Here is a 16,686-nt window from a genome sequence, read left to right as displayed (position 1 = left end):
CTGCGGGGCGCGCAGTCTTATTTTCCGGTGATGAAGCTCAGCGCTGCCGGATCGACCTGCACGTCGAGCCGGCGTGCCGACATCGGCTCGCCGTCGAGATTGAGCGCGAGGTCTTCCTCGGCCTCGATGGTCAGCCGGGTGAAGCGCGCCTTGCGGGCATAGCCGTCGAACTGGCTGCCCGGCTCGCGCAGCAGGCCGGAGAGCAGCGTCATCAGATTGTCCGCGTCGGGCTGAGGAAACAGCGTCAGGTCGAGGCGGCCGTCGTCGACACGCGCCTCGGCGCAGAGCGGCACGCCGCCGCCGGCCAGCCGGCCATTGCCGATGGCCATGGCGATGAAGTCGCCCTCCCAGGAGAACCCGTCGGCCGCGAAGGCGGCGCGCGTCGGCGCCAGCTCGCCGATCCGGCTGGCGCCGGCGATGAGATAGGCCGCTCCGCCGAGCAGCCGCTTGGCGCGCGGGTCGGTCTCGCGGGTGATGCGGGTGACGGAGCCGCCGCTCGCCACATTGACGAAGACCCGGCCGTTGATCCGCCCGACATCGATCCGCCGCGGCGCCGCCGCCGCGCAGAGCGCCAGCGCCGCGGCCGCATCGTCGACCGGCAGGCCGAGCCCGGTGGCAAAGTCGTTGGCGGTGCCGAGCGGCAGCACGCCGAAGGCGCAGTCGGTCGCGGGATCCGCCTCCAGCGCGGCGGCAACCACCTGGTTCACCGTGCCGTCGCCGCCGCCGGCGACGATCACCTGCGGCCGCGCGTCGCCGGCAAGGCGCACCGCCTCGCGCGCGAACTGCGCCGCGTCGTCCCCGTCATAGGTCACCCGCACGCGGATCTCGCAGCCCTCGCCGCGCACCCGCTCGACGGCGCCGCGCACATCCTCGCGCTGCGCGGACTTGCCATTGAGGATCAGCAGGAGACGGCGCATGCGGGAATCCGGTCTTTCGTTTCGCAAGGAACGGCGCGGCGGGCACCTATCGATAGATGGCGAGCCGAAAGCGGCATGTCTACAATTCCCTTTGCCCTTGCGGTTTGCTAAAGGGGCGGCATCTTCCGCTTTCAAGGTTGCAGGCCCCCATGATCCCCAACGACATCGCCATCACTCCGGAGCTGGTCGAGGCGCACGGCCTCAAGCCGGACGAGTATGACCGCATCCTGGCGCTGATCGGGCGGGAGCCGACCTTCACCGAACTCGGCATCTTCTCGGCCATGTGGAACGAGCACTGTTCCTACAAGTCGTCGAAGAAGTGGCTGAAGACCCTGCCGACCAGCGGGCCGCGCGTCATCCAGGGACCGGGCGAGAATGCCGGCGTCGTCGATATCGGCGATGGCGAGGCGGTGGTCTTCAAGATGGAGAGCCACAATCACCCGTCCTATATCGAGCCCTATCAGGGCGCGGCGACCGGCGTCGGCGGCATCCTGCGCGACGTCTTCACCATGGGCGCCCGGCCGATCGCGGCGATGAACGCGCTGCGCTTCGGCGCGCCGGACCACCCGCGCACCCGCCATCTCGTGTCCGGCGTCGTTGCCGGCGTCGGCGGCTACGGCAATTCCTTCGGCGTGCCGACGGTCGGCGGCGAGGTCAATTTCGACGCGCGCTACAACGGCAACATCCTGGTCAACGCCTTCGCCGCCGGCCTCGCTCGCACCGATGCCATCTTCTATTCGAAGGCGGAGGGCGTCGGCCTGCCGGTCGTCTATCTCGGCGCCAAGACCGGCCGCGACGGCGTCGGCGGCGCCACCATGGCCTCCGCCGAATTCGACGACCAGATCGAGGAAAAGCGCCCGACCGTGCAGGTCGGCGATCCGTTCACCGAAAAGTGTCTGCTGGAGGCCTGCCTGGAACTGATGGCCTCGGGCGCGGTCATCGCCATCCAGGACATGGGCGCGGCCGGCCTGACCTGCTCGGCCGTCGAGATGGGCGCCAAGGGCGACCTCGGCATCGAGCTCGACCTCGACAAGGTGCCGGTGCGCGAGGAGCGCATGACCGCCTATGAGATGATGCTGTCGGAGAGCCAGGAGCGCATGCTCATGGTGCTGAAGCCCGAGAAGGAGGAGGAGGCCAAGGCGATCTTCCGCAAATGGGGCCTCGACTTCGCCGTGGTCGGCCGGACGACGGACGACCTGCGCTTCCGCATCCTGCACCAGGGCGAGGAAGTCGCCAACCTGCCGATCAAGGAACTCGGCGACGAGGCGCCGGAATACGACCGCCCCTGGGTGGAGCCGGCCCGGCCGGCGGCCCTCGCCGCCGACGACGTGCCGCAGGCCGACATCGCCGACGCGGTGCTGACCCTGCTCGGCTCGCCCGACCTGTCCTCGCGGCGCTGGGTCTGGGAACAATATGACACGCTGATCCAGGGCAACTCGCTGCAGCGGCCGGGCGGCGATGCCGGCGTGGTGCGCATCGAGGGCCATGCCGCCAAGGCGCTCGCCTTCTCCTCCGACGTCACGCCGCGCTACTGCGAGGCCGATCCGTTCGAGGGCGGCAAGCAGGCGGTCGCCGAATGCTGGCGCAACATCACCGCCACCGGCGCGCTGCCGCTGGCGGCCACCGACAACCTCAACTTCGGCAATCCCGAGCGCCCCGAGATCATGGGCCAGTTGGTCCGGGTGATCCAGGGAATCGGCGAGGCCTGCCGGGCGCTCGACTTCCCGATCGTCTCCGGCAATGTCTCGCTCTACAACGAGACCAGCGGCAAGGGCATTCCGCCGACCCCGACCATCGCCGGCGTCGGCCTGCTCGCGGATGCCGGGAAGATGGCGCGGATCGGCTTCGCCGCCGAGGGCGAGATGATCGTCCTGGTCGGCGCGCCGCAGGGCTGGGGCAGCCATCTCGGCCAGTCGGCCTATCTGCGCGACGTCCACGGCCGCGCCGACGGCACCCCGCCGCCGGTCGACCTGGCGGCCGAGAAGCGCGTCGGCGACCATGTGCGCGACCTCATCGGCCGCGGCATCGTCACCGCCTGCCACGATCTGTCGGATGGCGGCCTCGCCATCGCCCTGGCCGAAATGGCGATGGCCTCCGGCATCGGAGCGACCATCGCCGGTCTCCCGGACATCGATCCGATCCCCGTCTTCTTCGGCGAGGACCAGGCGCGCTACCTTGTCACCGTCGACCTCGATCCGCACGGCGCGGAGTGGGCGGCCCTGCGCGCCGAGCAGGAGTCGCTCGGCATCTTCGCCCCCTCGATCGGGACGACAGGCGGCACCTCCTTGAAGCTTGGCGGTGCGCGTGCGATATCCGTTGAGGAACTGAAGGCGGTGCACGACTCCTGGTTCCCCCGCTTCATCGACGGCAAGTAATCGAGGACTGATCCCATGCCCATGGACGCCCGCGACATCGAACGGCTGATCAAGGAAGGGATTCCGGACGCGAGAGTGACGATCCGCGATCTCGCCGGCGACGGCGACCACTACGCCGCCGAGGTGGTGGCCGAGAGCTTTCGCGGCAAGAGCCGGGTGCAGCAGCACCAGATGGTCTATCAGGCCTTGAAGGGGAGCATGGGGGGCGAGCTGCACGCACTCGCCCTGCAGACCAGCGCTCCGGAATGAACGCCGCACAGCGGACATCCCACGGTCGCCGGATCTTGACCCGGCAGAACGAAAGGACAATGAGATGAGCATTCAGCAGTGGATCAAGAACGAGGTCGACAGCAACGACGTCGTCGTGTTCATGAAGGGCACCCCGGCCTTCCCGCAGTGTGGGTTCTCCGGCCAGGTGGTGCAGATCCTCGACTATGTCGGCGTGCCGTACAAGGGCATCAACGTGCTCGAGGACGACGAGTTGCGCCAGGGCATAAAGGAGTTCTCGAGCTGGCCGACCATTCCCCAGCTCTATGTCAAGGGCGAGTTCGTCGGCGGCTGTGACATCGTGCGCGAGATGTTCCAGAACCAGGAACTTCAGGCGCACTTCACGGAAAAGGGCATCCCTGTCCGTCAGCCGAGCTGATCAAACGGGTTAATAAAGAGTTAATAAGGGGCGTATCCAAGTCGATCCGCCCTTTATTTTTGCAAAATTTGCTGACTAGGCAAAATTTGCCGAATCACTCACGATGAATGTCAGATGAATGCGCGTTTCAGACTGCGCTCACGGAAGAAGCGCTAGTTCTCGGGTGAACAGGGGTTCCCGTCACCGAAAGGAACGACAGATGCGGATAGCGAAGTTTGCCGTTGCCGGTATTGCCCTCAGCCTGGGCCTCGGCCTCGCGACCGTGGCGCAGGAGTCCGATGCCGGGCTGCGCCGGATCTCCTGCGTGAACCTCACTGTCTTCGCCCCCGCCGGCAACGGCCTCAGCGACGCCGACACCTGCCGGGCCCATGGCGGCCTTGCCGAAAAGGGCGCGGCCGAGGCCTCCGCCGCCCTCGTCATCCTGGTGCGCAACCAGCCGGCCGGTTTCGACCGCGGCCTTGCCGCCGGCAACGGATCGTAGCCGCTTCCCCGCAGCTCACCGCGATCCGTATTTGCGGGCAGCGTCGAGGGCAAGGCCCGTGCCGACGCTGCCGAAGACATCGCCCTGCACCACCCTTGCGCCGGGTAGCAAGCCGGTCAGTTGCTGCCGCACGAAGGGCACCGACGCCGAGCCGCCGGTCAGGAACACCGACGAGATCTCCCCCGCCGCAACGCCCGCCTGCGCCAGGCACGCCGCCAGCGCCCCCTCGATACCCGCCACCGCCTGTTCGATCGCCGCGATCAGATCGGCGCGCGTGATCGCGATGTCGAGCGCGCCGCCGCGCAAGGGGAAGCCGAGGCGGTGAACCTCCTCATGCGACAGGGCGATCTTCGCCGCCTCCACCGCGCCGGCCAGCGCATGGCCCTGCCGCTGCGAAATCACCGCGATCAGCCGCTCGACAAGGTCCGGCCGCGCCGCGTCCTGGCGCAACTCCCGCAGCCGCGTGTCGATCTGCGGCGCGTAGAGAAAGTTGATCCGGTGCCAGGTGGCGAGCTCGAAATAGGCCCAGTTCGGCAGGTCGCGGCGCGGATCGCGCGAGCGCGTGCCATAGCCGAGTTCCCGCATCACCCGGGCAAGGCTGAGCAGCCGGTCGAAATCCGTGCCGCCGATATGAATGCCGGTGCTGGCGAGAATGTCCTCGCGCCGGTCGACCTTGCCCCGCCGCTCCGGCGACACCCGCACCACCGCGAAATCCGAGGTGCCGCCGCCAAGGTCGACGATCACCGCCAGTTCCTCGCGCGTCACCGCGCGCTCATAATCGAGCGCGGCGGCGATCGGCTCGAACTGGAAGGCGACGGAGGCAAAGCCGGCCCTGCGGGCGATGGCCTCCAGCTCGCCTTCCGCGCGGCGGTCGGCTGCGTCATTGTCGTCGACGAAGCGCACCGGGCGGCCCAGCACCACCGCGTCGAAGGCATGGCCCGCCGCCTGCTCGGCCCGGTGCTTCACCTGCGACAGATAAAGGCCGATGATCTCGCCGAAGGTCCAGCGCTGCGCCCGGATCGTCGTCTTCTCGCTCATGGTGCTGGAGCCGAGCACGCTCTTCAGCGCCCGCATCAACCGCCCCTCGATGCCCTCCACATAGGCGGCGACCGCATCGCGGCCGAAGCGCACATGCGTGTCCTCGAAGGAGAAGAAGATCGTGCTCGGCAGCACCACGCTGTCGCCCTCCAGCGGCAGCAGCCGCGCCGTGCCGTCGCCCAGGAGCTGCGAGGCGGTGGAGTTGGACGTGCCGAAGTCGATGCCGCAGGGGCGAAGGCTGGTCATGGTCGGGTCCGGATCGGGTCGCGCCGCGGCCGGCGCAGGGAAAGCGCTGCCGGCGGCCGGGAGACGGTCCCCCCGGCGCGGGCAGCGCTCTGGTCGGGGCGGTTATTCGGCGGCGAACAGCGTCCGTGTCATGGCAAGGCCGGCAGCGCAGGGCTCCTCCGCCTCGCCGGCGGACACCGGGGCCTCGGCCAAGCCGGGGCGGAGCCCGGCGAAATCGAACAGCGAGAGATCGTTGAGATGCGACGGGCGGACCTGCGTCAGCGCCTTCGCCATGGTGGCGAGCCGGCCGGGGCTCTCCTGCTCCCAGGCCTGCAGCATGCGCTTCACCTCGGCCCGCTGCAGTCCGTCCTGGCTGCCGCACAGGTCGCAGGGGATGATCGGGAACGCCATGGCGCGGGCAAAGCGGGCGATGTCATCCTCGGCGCAGGCGATCAGCGGCCGCAGCACCATCAGGTCGCCGTCGTCATTGACCAGCTTCGCCGGCATCGCCGACAGCCGCCCGCCATGGAAGAGGTTCATGAACAGGGTTTCCAGCGCATCCTCGCGGTGATGGCCGAGCACCACCGCCTGGCAGCCTTCCTCGCGCGCCGTGCGGTAGAGCAGGCCCCGGCGCAGCCGCGAGCACAGCGAGCAATAGGTGCGCCCTTGCGGGATCTTCGAGGTGACGATGGAATAGGTGTCCTGCCGCACGATCCGGTGCGGGATGCCGTTCTCGCTCAGGAATTCGGGCAGGATATGCGAGGGAAAGCCCGGCTGGCCCTGGTCGAGATTGCAGGCCAGAAGATCGACCGGCAGCAGCCCGCGCCATTGCAGCTCCAGCAGCACGGCGAGCAGCGTGTAGCTGTCCTTGCCGCCCGACAGGCAGACCAGCCAGCGCGGCCGCGCGCCGCTCGCCTCGACCATGGCGTGGCGGGCGATGGTCTCGCGCGTCTCGCGCAGCAGCCGCTTGCGCAGCTTCTTGAAGCCGACCGAGGACGGCGCATTGCGATAGAGCGCGGGAACGTCGCTCTCCACAGGGTCGGCAAGGTCGGTCATGGCTGGCGCGCGCCCCGGCTGGCTGAAACGGGAGGGTCGATGATCCCGCTGGAATAGCGCCTCGCGCCGCCAGCGCCAAGCGGAAAGCCGCGCCCCCATAAAAGCAAAGGGGCGCGCCGGTGGCGCGCCCCTCAAAGGCCTGGCGGACTTTTTCAAAAATCAGCGCGAGTAGAACTCGACGATCAGGTTCGGTTCCATCTGGACCGGATACGGCACGTCGGTCAGCGTCGGGACGCGCGCGAAGGTCGCGGTCATCTTGCTGTGGTCGGCGGCGATATAGTCCGGCACGTCGCGCTCGGCCAACTGCACGGCCTCAAGCACGGTGACGAGCTGGCGCGACTTCTCGCGGACCTCGATCAGGTCGCCCGGGTTGCAGCGGTAGCTCGCGATGTTGACGCGGCGGCCGTTGACCTTGACGTGACCGTGGTTGACGAACTGGCGGGCGGCGAAGACGGTCGGAACGAACTTCGCGCGGTAGATGATGGCGTCGAGACGGCGCTCGAGCAGGCCGATCAGGTTCTCCGACGTGTCGCCCTTCATCCGCGAGGCTTCCACGTAGATCTTGTGGAACTGCTTCTCGGAGATGTTTCCGTAGTAGCCCTTGAGCTTCTGCTTGGCGCGGAGCTGCACGCCGAAGTCGGAGAGCTTGCCCTTGCGGCGCTGGCCGTGCTGGCCCGGGCCGTACTCGCGGCGGTTGGCCGGAGACTTCGGACGACCCCAGATGTTCTCGCCCATCCGGCGGTCAATCTTGTACTTTACACCATGGCGCTTCGACATGCGCGGTTCCCTCGTTGTTTGCCTTCTTGCAAGGAAACGCGACCTCCTCTCCTGCTTTTCCGCAAAGCGGCGAAACAGGCGACAGGACCCCCGGCCAACGGCGCCGGCGCGGGGCTCCACGGTTGCGTGAAATGCAAAGCGGGCCGACAGGGCCCGCAAAGCGAGAGGATGCCTACTCCAAAGCCGCCTTCGAGTCAAATGCTCGATGCCGCCTCCACGCCGGAAATCGCCGGCATTTGCCCCGACAGAAGGCCGAGCGCGGAGGAAAGATCCGCCCCCGATGTGGCCAGCATCCGCACCGGCGCAGCAAGCAGCCCCTCGCCGGTCGCCGCACCGCTGGCGAGGAGCACGTCGCGCAGCCGGCGGGCGATGGCCGGCGCCGGGTCGAGCCACTCCACCGGCCAGGGCGCGATCTCGGCCATCCGCTCCGCCAGCAGCGGAAAATGCGTGCAGGCCAGCACCACCACATCCGTGCGCCGGCCGCCCTTTTCCACGAAACACGGGGCGATCTCCGCCGCCAGCAGGTCCGCATCGAGCCGCCCGCGCCGCAGCGCCTCCTCGGCAAGGCCGGCGAGCCGCCGCGCGCCGACCAGGGTGATCGCGACGTCCGGGGCGAAGCGGTGGATCAGGTCGAACGTGTAGTCGCGCGTGACCGTGCCCGGCGTCGCCAGCACGCTGACAAGGCCCGAGCGGGTGCGCTCGGCCGCCGGCTTGATCGCCGGCACGGTGCCGACGATCGGAATGTCGAGCGCCGCCCGCAAGGGAGGAAGAACAAGCGTCGAGGCAGTGTTGCAGGCGATGACCACGGCAGAGGGGCGCAACGCGCCGGCCAGCCGCGCCACCACGTCGGTGCAGTGGCGGGGGAGCGCCTCCGCCTGCCAGGCGCCATAGGGAAAGCCGGCATCGTCCGCCGCATAGACCAGCGGCAGGCCCGGCAGCAGCCGCCGGATCTCGCGGGCGACCGTGAGGCCGCCGATGCCGCTGTCGAAAACCAGAACCGGAGCCGGTTCCGCCATGGTCTGCCCCCGTCAGCCGCGCGGACGGGTCGAGCGGCCTTCGAGCGCCGCCACCACCCCGCGCAGGGTCTTCACCTCCTGATCGGTGAGTGAGGCTTTTTGAAGGATGTTGCGCAGGTTGCGGACCATCGAGGGCCGCTTCTCCACCGGGCGGAAGAAGTTGACCGTGTCGAGCGCCCCTTCCAGGTGCTCGAACAGGCGCACGAGATCGTCCTTGCTGGCCGGCGGGTTCTGCTCCTCGTCGAGACGGAAGGGCAGCGCCCCGTCATTCGCCTTCAAGCGCCACTCATAGGCGCAGACCAGCACCGCCTGGGCGATGTTGAGCGAGGCGAAGTCCGGGTCGACCGGCAGGGTGACGATCTCGTCGGCCAGCGCCACCTCGTCATTGTTGAGGCCCCAGCGCTCGCGCCCGAACAGATAGCCGGTGCGGGTGCCGCCGGCGCCGAGCCGCGTCGCCGTCACCGCCGCCTCGTCGGGGCCGCGCACCGGCTTGGCGATCTCGCGCGAGCGCGCCGTGGTGGCGAAGACGAAGCCGAGATCGGCAATCGCCGCCTCGAGGCTGTCAAACACCTGTACCGCCTCGATCACATGGTCGGCGCGGCTTGCCGCCGCCCGCGCCTTCTCGCTCGGCCAGCCGTCGCGCGGATTGACCAGACGCAACTCGCGCAGGCCGAAATTGGCCATGGCGCGGGCCGCCGTGCCGATGTTCTCGCCAAGCTGCGGCTCGCACAGGATGATGCAGGGCGGCGGCAGGTCGGTGACCCTGGCCGCCGGGTCGATGGTCGAATTGCGTGTCATGGCGGGCGAGATAGCCCAATCCGCGCGGCTTTTCCAGCGCCCGGTGACGGCGACCCGACCAAGGGGCGCAAAATCCCGTCGAAGCGCCCGCCCGGTTACGATAGCTTCACATATCGGGGGTTGAAATCGCGTCCGGGCCGTCAGGCCGGGCGCCTGCCCGGACGGCCCCGCTCGCAAGGCGAACCTTCCGCCCGTCCCAAGGCCGACCGCTCGCCCTCTCCAAGACGCAGACGACAGGACCCGCCATGACCGACGCACCCTCCCTCCCCGTCACCGAAGCCGTCCGCCAGAAATGGGGCTGGTTTCTCGCCCTCGGCATCGTCCTGGTGATCGGCGGCATGCTGATGATCGCGCTGCCGCTCGCCAGTTCCATCGCCGTGACGCTGGTCATCGCCATCGTCTTCGCCGTCGGCGGCGCCGTCCAGATCTGGCATGCCTTCTCCGTTCCCGGCTGGGGCGGCTTCATCTGGAACATTACGACCGGCGCCATCGCGCTGGCCGGCGGCATCGCCGTCTATTTCAACCCGGTGATCGGCGCGGCGGCGCTGACCCTCGTCGTCGCGGCGATCCTGCTGGCGCAGGGTATCGCCCAGATCCTGCTGGCGATGAAGATCCGCCCGCATGACGGCTGGGGCTGGGTGCTCACCGCCGGCATCGTCTCGGCGATTGCCGGCCTGTGCATCTGGTTCGAGTTCCCCTCCTCCGCCGTCTGGGTGCTCGGCCTGCTCGCCGGCGTCTCGGTGCTGATCAACGGCTGGAGCTTCATCGCCATCGCGCTCGCCGCGCGCGCCCTCGGCCAGCGCCTGTCCGCCTGAAGCCCCGGCCCGCCTGAAGCGTCTGTCCGCCTGAGCGGAAGGGACAGCCGAAGCCCCTCAGGAAGGGCGGGAAAGAGACCGCCAGAGGAGACGGCCAAGGGAAGGGAAAAGCCCGCGGCCGGACTACTCGGCGGCCTCGACCATGCCGGGCCGGCGGCCGTCTCCGGCCCCTTTGCCGGCGCCGGCCATGAAGTCGATGCGGAACGCGGAGCCCTCGCCCGGCACGCTGACCGCGTCGATATCCCAGCCATGACGGCGGGCGATGGCCTGGCAGATGGCAAGGCCCATGCCGGTGCCGGAATAGCGGTCGCGCGAATGCAGCCGGCGGAACGGCTCGAACACCTGCGCCTTGTGCTGCATGTCGAAGCCGATGCCGTTGTCGCGGATGGTGACGCTCGCCGTCGCCCCGCTGGCGAGCTGCTCGGCGAGCACCTCGACCACCGGAGCCCGGTCGGGATGGCGGAACTTGATGGCATTGCCGATCAGGTTCTGGAACAACTGCTCCAGGAACACCGGATCGCCGGTCAGCAGCGCATCGCTGTCGTGCAGCACGACCTTGGCGCCGTTCTCGCGGATCAGCTCCGACAGGCTGTCGCGCACCTGCTCGACGAGCTGTGCCAGCGGCACCGCCTCGCGCGACAGCTCCCGGTCGGAGGCGGCCGAGTAGTTCAAAAGGTTGGAGATCAGCGTCTTCGCCCGGCCGGCCGAGGTCTTCATCACATTGGCCGCGTAGTCGATGGTCTCGCGGTCCTTGTTGGCGACCCCCTCCAGCAGCAGGTCGCTGAACACGGTGATCTTGCGCACCGGCTCCTTGAGATCGTGCGAGGCGAGATTGTTGAACTGGGTCAGCCGCTCGTTCGCCAGCCGCAGATCCGCATTGGCCTGGGCAAGCTCGCTGGTGCGCTCGGCCACCCGCCGCTCCAGTTGCGCCTGCAGCCGCATCAGCCGGCTGCGGTCGCGCAGCAGGAGCAGACCCATGGAACTGCCGGCGACCAGCAGGCCGAGGATCAGCACCACCACCAGATTGACCGTGCGCTGCAGCGCCGCGCGCTGGCGCGAGGCCGCGTCGAGCTGCAGCCGGTAGACCGCCGAGCGGAAGGAATCGAGCGTCGCCTGCAGGCCGGAGAAGTCGTCGCGCAGCTTGCGCGCGGCCGCGACATCGCCGGCGGCAATCGCCGGCATCGCCGGGTCGGAGTCGCGCAGCACCGCCTCCAGGTCGCCCATCAGCGGCACCGAGCCGTCGACCCGCACCAGCTCCTGCCCCGCCTCGCCCTCGCCAAGGCGCATCGCCCGGCTCCACAGGATGTCGAAGCGCGCGGTCACTTCCTGCGCATGTTCGGGCGCCCCGCCATGCACGATCATCGTGTTGAGCGCGTGCATCAGATCCTGATACTCGACGACGAGCTGCGCCGTGTACCAGATCAGACTCTGCCGGTATTCGGAGCGGTCCTCGCTGTTCTGGCGATTGAGGGTGGACACCACGAAGAAGAGCGAGGCGCTGATGATGGTGAGGCCGATCATCAGCGCGACGTAAAGCGTCCGCACCCATCTTGCGCTGAGATCCATCGCCGCGATCCGCTCCCGTTTCCCGCGCCCGGCGCAAGCCGAAGCCGAACCGCAAGCTTACAAGCGTCGCGGAACCGAGGGAAGGCCGATTTCAACCAGAACTATTCGGATCGTGAATCCACTACTATGATTTCGCGGATCTGCCAGATCGAACGCGAATAGTAGAGCTCCCGGCGCAGTTCCTCCCGGTCGGACCAGGGATAGATCAGCCACAGCGGCCCGCGATCGCGGATGCTCATCTCCTTGCCGTTGACCCGCATGGCGAGAATCACGTCGTGGTCGAGCGCGTCGGAGACCGGGATGGTCACCCGGTACTTGTTGAGCGCAACCGCCTCGATCCACGCGCCGCGGGCGCCGACGCGGGCCAGCAGATCGCGCAGCAGCGGCCCCTCGAACACGGCCGCCTCGGAGAGCCAGGGCGTCTCGGTGGACACCGCCGTCATGCCGAGCGCTTCCAGTTCCGCGCGGGTGAAGCCGACCGGCGCCCCGCCTTCCAGCGCGCCGCTGACCACCAGCACCGGCCCGCTGTCGGCCAGCGCGGGCGCATCTAGCGGCGGCATCGCAAGGCCCGCAATGAGCGCGAGAGCCGCGACGACACCGCCCAACCCCTTGCGGCCGGCATGCCGCCAGCGCGTCATCGGACCTTGCATCCGTTCCACTTGCAAAGGGCTCCCTCCGAATCTTTGACAGGAGGATATGCGCCGAATAGGCACTTCTCGCAAGGGCCTGGCGGTTGCATCGCCCGATATGGTTTCCGGCCGCCTGGATTGCAGCCGAAGGGCAGTTTGACGAATGGTTGGCTTTCCGTTTGGCCGGCCCTTTGCTATAGGGGCCGCGCGGCATCCTTGACCGGCGGCGCCAACCTGCGACGGCAGGCGCCCGGCAGGACCGGCAGGTTCGGGCGCATGAGGCGCGAAAGCCACCCAAGACGCGAGGTCATCTGCACATGGCGAAGATTAAGGTTGTCAATCCGGTTGTCGAACTCGACGGCGACGAGATGACCAGGATCATCTGGCAGTTCATCAAGGACAAGCTGATCCACCCCTATCTCGACATCGACCTGAAGTATTACGACCTCTCGATCGAGAAGCGCGACGAGACGGACGACCAGATCACCGTCGATGCGGCCAATGCCATCAAGCAGTACGGCGTCGGCGTGAAATGCGCGACGATCACCCCGGACGAGGCCCGCGTCGAGGAGTTCGGCCTCAAGAAGATGTGGCGCTCGCCGAACGGCACGATCCGCAACATCCTCGGCGGCGTGATCTTCCGCGAGCCGATCATCATGCAGAACGTTCCGCGTCTGGTGCCGGGCTGGACCCAGCCGATCATCGTCGGCCGCCATGCCTTCGGCGACCAGTACCGCGCCACCGACTTCCGCTTCCCCGGCAAGGGCAAGCTGACGGTCAAGTTCGTCGGCGAGGACGGCACCACCATCGAGCACGAAGTGTTCGACGCTCCCTCCGCCGGCGTCGCCATGGCGATGTACAACCTCGACGATTCGATCCGCGACTTCGCCCGCGCCTCGATGAACTACGCCCTGCAGCGCGGCGTGCCGTGCTACCTGTCGACCAAGAACACCATCCTCAAGGCCTATGACGGGCGCTTCAAGGACATCTTCCAGGAGGTGTTCGACGCCGAGTTCAAGTCGGCCTTCGAGGCCAAGAAGATCTGGTACGAGCACCGCCTGATCGACGACATGGTCGCCGCCGCGCTGAAGTGGTCGGGCGGCTATGTCTGGGCCTGCAAGAACTACGACGGCGACGTCCAGTCCGACATCGTCGCGCAAGGGTTCGGCTCGCTCGGCCTGATGACCTCGGTGCTGATGACGCCGGACGGGCAGACGGTGGAGGCGGAAGCCGCCCACGGCACCGTCACCCGCCACTACCGCCAGCACCAGCGCGGCGAGGAGACCTCGACCAACCCGATCGCCTCGATCTTCGCCTGGACCCGCGGCCTCGCCCACCGGGCCAAGCTCGACGACAACCAGGACCTCGCCAACTTCGCCGCGACCCTGGAGAAGGTCTGCATCGACACCGTCGAGGCCGGCTTCATGACCAAGGACCTGGCGCTGCTGGTCGGCCCGGACCAGAAGTGGCTGACCACCAACGGCTTCCTCGACAAGATCGACGAGAACCTGAAGTCGGCGATGGCCGCCTGAGCCGTCAAGCCCTTGCGACGACACGCGAAAGGCGCCCCTTGCGGGCGCCTTTCTGCATTTCGGCCCCCCTTGCCCTGTTGATGCCCGCGAGCGCAAGGACACCGCGACTTGGCGCGCGGGACCGATTACCATAGCGCCGCTCTCTCACTGCTTCGGAGGTTCCCGATGACCGCGTTTGCCGCCGGACTGCCCCGTCTTCTCGCCGCCGCCATCACCCTTCTCGCCCTCGCCCTTCCCGCCGCCGCGCAGGGTGCGCGCGAGCCGGCCCGCGGCACGCCCGAGCGCGCCGCGCTGATGGACGCGATCCGCCCGCTGGTCGAGGTGCGCACCGGCGCGCCGGTCGAATTCATGGTCGTCCGGCTCAGGGTCTCCGGCGACTGGGCCTTCGCGATCGTCGATCCGCAGCGCCCCGGCGGCGCCCCGATCGATCCGGCCGCCACCATCTATGGCGAGGACGCCGAGTACATGGACGGCCTGCGCACCTATGCGCTGCTGGTGCGCGCCAACGGCCGCTGGAACATCGTCGATTACGCCGTCGGCCCGACCGACGCCTTCTGGGACGGCAATCCGCTCTATCGCCAGATCCCGCGCGGCCTGCTGCCATAATCCAGCGTTTACCATGCAGAGAAATTGACAGATTTGCCGAGCGCAACGCGCCCCGGTTGACCCGATCTTCACCTGTACACTGCATCCTCCGCCAAAGTCGGAATTGGTGGAGAGGGAGCAATGACGACACTGGGACTTCCCCAAGACATCGCGGAACTCTGGGACCGGGAGATCGTTCGCGTCACCCATGACCTTCCCGGCAACCCGCTGTTCTCGGACGAGGCGCTGGCCGAACTCGTCGCCAACAACCCGGATGCCGTGCGCGAGATCGCCACGATGGACACCAGCGTCGAGGACAAGAGCCGCTGGCGCCGCAGCGATCTGTCCGCCAACGACCCGCACGGCCTGTTCGAGGCCGTGCGCAGCGGTGCGCTGTGGGTCAATATCGGCCATGTCGGCGGGCGCGATGCCCGCTACCAGCGGCTGATCGACGGCATCATGGACCAGATCGACGCGGCCGTGCCCGGCCTCGACAGCTACAACCGCCAGATCGGCATCCTGATCTCCTCGCCGCGCGCCCGCGTCTACTACCATGCCGACGTGCCCGGCCAGGGCCTGATCCACATACGCGGCGAGAAGCGGATCTGGCTCTATCCCGGCCGCGAACCCTATCTCAAGCCCGAGGAGCTGGAGCGCGTGGTGACCGCCGTCACCGCCGAGGAGATCAGCTACGACCCGAGCTTCGACGAGGCCGCGACCGTAATCGACCTGACGCCCGGCAATGCCCTGTTCTGGCCGCTCAACTGGCCGCACCGCGTGGTCAACGGCGACAGCCTCAACGTCTCGGCAACGGTGGAGTATCACACCCGCAAGACCCGCCGCCATTTCGCGCTCAACTATGCCAATGGCGTGCTGCGCCACGGCCTCGGTCTCCGGCCGCGCTCACGCGCCACCAGCGGCGCCGGCTTCTGGAGCAAGGCGGCCTTCGCCTATGCCTGCCGCAAGACCGGCCTCGGCTCGCGCCTGCTGCGGTTCGAGAAAGGAGGCTGACGCATGGCGCAAGCCGCCCGGCTGATCGCCCGCCAGTTCGACACGGTCCACGATGCCGAACTCGCCGCGCTGTGGAGAACGCTGGAGAAGGAGGGCTGCTCGACCGCCTTCCTCTCGCTGGACTTCGTCCGCTCGCTGGAGGACGGCGTCCTGCCGAACAGGCACGGCACGCCGGTCTATATCGCGATCACGGAGGCGCGGACCGGTGCCCCGTTGATGATCGTGCCGCTTATCGCCCACACCCGCTTCGGCATCCGCAGCCTCGGCTTTCTCGATTTCGGCGTCGTCGACTACCATTTCCCGCTGGTCGACCGGAAGGCCTGCTCCGACGCGCGGACCTTCGTGGCGATCCGCCAGGCCTTCCTCGCCGCCCTGCCGCCGCATGACGCGCTGCTGCTATGCAAGGTCATCCGCGAACATCGCGGCGTGCCCAATCCCTTGTGGACCGAGGGCAAGCTGATCGAGACCGGGGAAGGCGCCTCGCGCATCGACCTCGACCCGGAAAGCCTGGAGCGGGCGCGGCGCAACCATTCGCTCTATGCGAAAATGGCCAAGCAGCGGGCGAAGCTTGAAAAGCTGCCCGGCTTCGAGATCGTCGAGGCCCGCAGCCCCTGCCAGATCGATCAGGTTCTCGGCGTGATGGCGCGCCAGCGCCGGCAGCGCCTGTCGGCCTTCGGCATCGCCGACCTGTTTCAGGATCCGGCGGTCTACGCCCATTACCGCCGCCTGGCGCTCGCCGGCTGCGCGAGCGACAAGGTCCTGGTCCTCGGCCTCAAGGTGGACGACACGTGGCTCGCCACCAGCTATTGCTTCTGCCACCAGGGCGTCGTTACCGGCATCCTCTGCTCGCTGGATGACGGCCCCTATCGCAAGCACTCGCCCGGGCTCATCGCCACGATCCTGGAGATCGAATGGGCGGCGCGGCACGGCTTCGACCTCTATGACTTCGGCGCCGGCAGCTATGACTATAAGGAGCGCTTCGGCGGCCGCCACCGGGCGGTCAAGGCGCTCGCCGAACCCGCCAGCCTGAAAGGCACAGCCTATCTCGCCGCCGTCAAGGGACGGATCGCCCTGCGCCTGTGGCTCACGGACCGCCCGGCCCTGCACCGGCTGGCCCGCACGGCGAAAGTGCTCCTGCTTGCCGCGATCGGCCGCAAGCGGCTGCCGCGGACCCGGATTGCCGGCCGCACCAAGCCCGTTGCGCTGAACTAAGGACCGT

17 protein-coding genes are annotated in these 16,686 nt (G+C 68.2%); 9 read left to right on the top strand and 8 right to left on the bottom strand.

Features of this window, described 5'->3' with window-relative positions:
• Positions 1 to 17 precede the first annotated feature (17 nt).
• On the bottom strand, positions 18 to 917 hold the full coding sequence (gene yegS / locus TSB10GB4_RS13795) for a lipid kinase YegS (RefSeq protein WP_186396224.1): 900 nt from the start codon (positions 915 to 917) through the stop codon (positions 18 to 20).
• A gap of 149 nt (positions 918 to 1,066) precedes the next feature.
• Between yegS and purL the strand changes: the two genes are divergently transcribed.
• The 4 genes from purL (at position 1,067) to TSB10GB4_RS13775 (ending at position 4,419) form a co-directional block, all read left to right on the top strand.
• On the top strand, positions 1,067 to 3,292 hold the full coding sequence (gene purL / locus TSB10GB4_RS13790) for a phosphoribosylformylglycinamidine synthase subunit PurL (protein WP_186396223.1): 2,226 nt from the start codon (positions 1,067 to 1,069) through the stop codon (positions 3,290 to 3,292).
• 15 nt (positions 3,293 to 3,307) lie between these two features.
• Entirely contained in the window at positions 3,308 to 3,541 is a 234-nt protein-coding gene (locus tag TSB10GB4_RS13785) for a BolA family protein (RefSeq protein WP_186386329.1), read from the top strand.
• A gap of 64 nt (positions 3,542 to 3,605) precedes the next feature.
• On the top strand, positions 3,606 to 3,938 hold the full coding sequence (gene grxD, locus TSB10GB4_RS13780) for a Grx4 family monothiol glutaredoxin (protein WP_186386328.1): 333 nt from the start codon (positions 3,606 to 3,608) through the stop codon (positions 3,936 to 3,938).
• A 199-nt stretch (positions 3,939 to 4,137) separates the two neighbouring features.
• Complete coding sequence (locus TSB10GB4_RS13775; protein ID WP_186396222.1) at positions 4,138 to 4,419, top strand: antitermination protein; 282 nt, start codon at positions 4,138 to 4,140, stop codon at positions 4,417 to 4,419.
• Between the two features lie 15 nt (positions 4,420 to 4,434).
• On the opposite strand, the gene TSB10GB4_RS13770 is transcribed toward TSB10GB4_RS13775, so the two are convergent.
• From TSB10GB4_RS13770 to TSB10GB4_RS13750, 5 genes are all read right to left on the bottom strand, one after another.
• Entirely contained in the window at positions 4,435 to 5,703 is a 1,269-nt protein-coding gene (locus TSB10GB4_RS13770) for an Hsp70 family protein (RefSeq protein WP_186396221.1), read from the bottom strand.
• 102 nt (positions 5,704 to 5,805) lie between these two features.
• Positions 5,806 to 6,738 (bottom strand): tRNA 2-thiocytidine(32) synthetase TtcA, encoded by a 933-nt coding sequence (gene ttcA / locus TSB10GB4_RS13765; RefSeq protein WP_186396220.1) that lies wholly within the window; start codon positions 6,736 to 6,738, stop codon positions 5,806 to 5,808.
• Between the two features lie 159 nt (positions 6,739 to 6,897).
• Positions 6,898 to 7,515 (bottom strand): 30S ribosomal protein S4, encoded by a 618-nt coding sequence (rpsD, locus tag TSB10GB4_RS13760; protein ID WP_186386324.1) that lies wholly within the window; start codon positions 7,513 to 7,515, stop codon positions 6,898 to 6,900.
• 194 nt (positions 7,516 to 7,709) lie between these two features.
• Positions 7,710 to 8,531 (bottom strand): glutamate racemase, encoded by an 822-nt coding sequence (gene murI, locus TSB10GB4_RS13755; RefSeq protein WP_186396219.1) that lies wholly within the window; start codon positions 8,529 to 8,531, stop codon positions 7,710 to 7,712.
• 12 nt (positions 8,532 to 8,543) lie between these two features.
• Positions 8,544 to 9,329, bottom strand: coding sequence for an RNA methyltransferase (locus TSB10GB4_RS13750; RefSeq protein WP_186396218.1), 786 nt, complete (start codon positions 9,327 to 9,329; stop codon positions 8,544 to 8,546).
• 245 nt (positions 9,330 to 9,574) lie between these two features.
• Between TSB10GB4_RS13750 and TSB10GB4_RS13745 the strand changes: the two genes are divergently transcribed.
• Entirely contained in the window at positions 9,575 to 10,144 is a 570-nt protein-coding gene (locus TSB10GB4_RS13745) for an HdeD family acid-resistance protein (RefSeq protein ID WP_186396217.1), read from the top strand.
• Between the two features lie 123 nt (positions 10,145 to 10,267).
• Here the strand turns inward: TSB10GB4_RS13745 and TSB10GB4_RS13740 are convergent, their stop codons facing one another.
• Together TSB10GB4_RS13740 and TSB10GB4_RS13735 are read right to left on the bottom strand one after the other, a co-directional pair.
• Entirely contained in the window at positions 10,268 to 11,710 is a 1,443-nt protein-coding gene (locus TSB10GB4_RS13740) for an ATP-binding protein (RefSeq protein ID WP_186396216.1), read from the bottom strand.
• Between the two features lie 101 nt (positions 11,711 to 11,811).
• Positions 11,812 to 12,348 (bottom strand): molybdopterin-dependent oxidoreductase, encoded by a 537-nt coding sequence (locus TSB10GB4_RS13735; RefSeq protein ID WP_186396215.1) that lies wholly within the window; start codon positions 12,346 to 12,348, stop codon positions 11,812 to 11,814.
• 308 nt (positions 12,349 to 12,656) lie between these two features.
• Here TSB10GB4_RS13735 and TSB10GB4_RS13730 point away from each other — a divergent pair, with 308 nt between their 5' ends.
• The 4 genes from TSB10GB4_RS13730 (at position 12,657) to TSB10GB4_RS13715 (ending at position 16,679) form a co-directional block, all read left to right on the top strand.
• Positions 12,657 to 13,871 carry an NADP-dependent isocitrate dehydrogenase gene (locus tag TSB10GB4_RS13730; RefSeq protein WP_186386318.1) on the top strand — a complete coding sequence of 405 codons (1,215 nt, stop codon included), beginning with the start codon at positions 12,657 to 12,659 and terminating at the stop codon, positions 13,869 to 13,871.
• Between the two features lie 165 nt (positions 13,872 to 14,036).
• Positions 14,037 to 14,477: a hypothetical protein gene (locus TSB10GB4_RS13725; protein ID WP_208984793.1), complete on the top strand. Its 441-nt coding sequence runs from the start codon at positions 14,037 to 14,039 to the stop codon at positions 14,475 to 14,477.
• Between the two features lie 120 nt (positions 14,478 to 14,597).
• Entirely contained in the window at positions 14,598 to 15,467 is an 870-nt protein-coding gene (locus tag TSB10GB4_RS13720; RefSeq protein WP_186396214.1) for a cupin-like domain-containing protein, read from the top strand.
• Between the two features lie 3 nt (positions 15,468 to 15,470).
• Entirely contained in the window at positions 15,471 to 16,679 is a 1,209-nt protein-coding gene (locus tag TSB10GB4_RS13715; RefSeq protein WP_186396213.1) for a GNAT family N-acetyltransferase, read from the top strand.
• Positions 16,680 to 16,686 lie beyond the last annotated feature (7 nt).

The sequence above is a fragment of the Stappia sp. TSB10GB4 genome, from assembly GCF_900185745.1.
GTDB lineage: Bacteria > Pseudomonadota > Alphaproteobacteria > Rhizobiales > Stappiaceae > Stappia.
The sequence above is the reverse complement of the archived record's forward strand: the minus strand, read 5'-3'. Positions and strand labels throughout refer to the sequence as shown.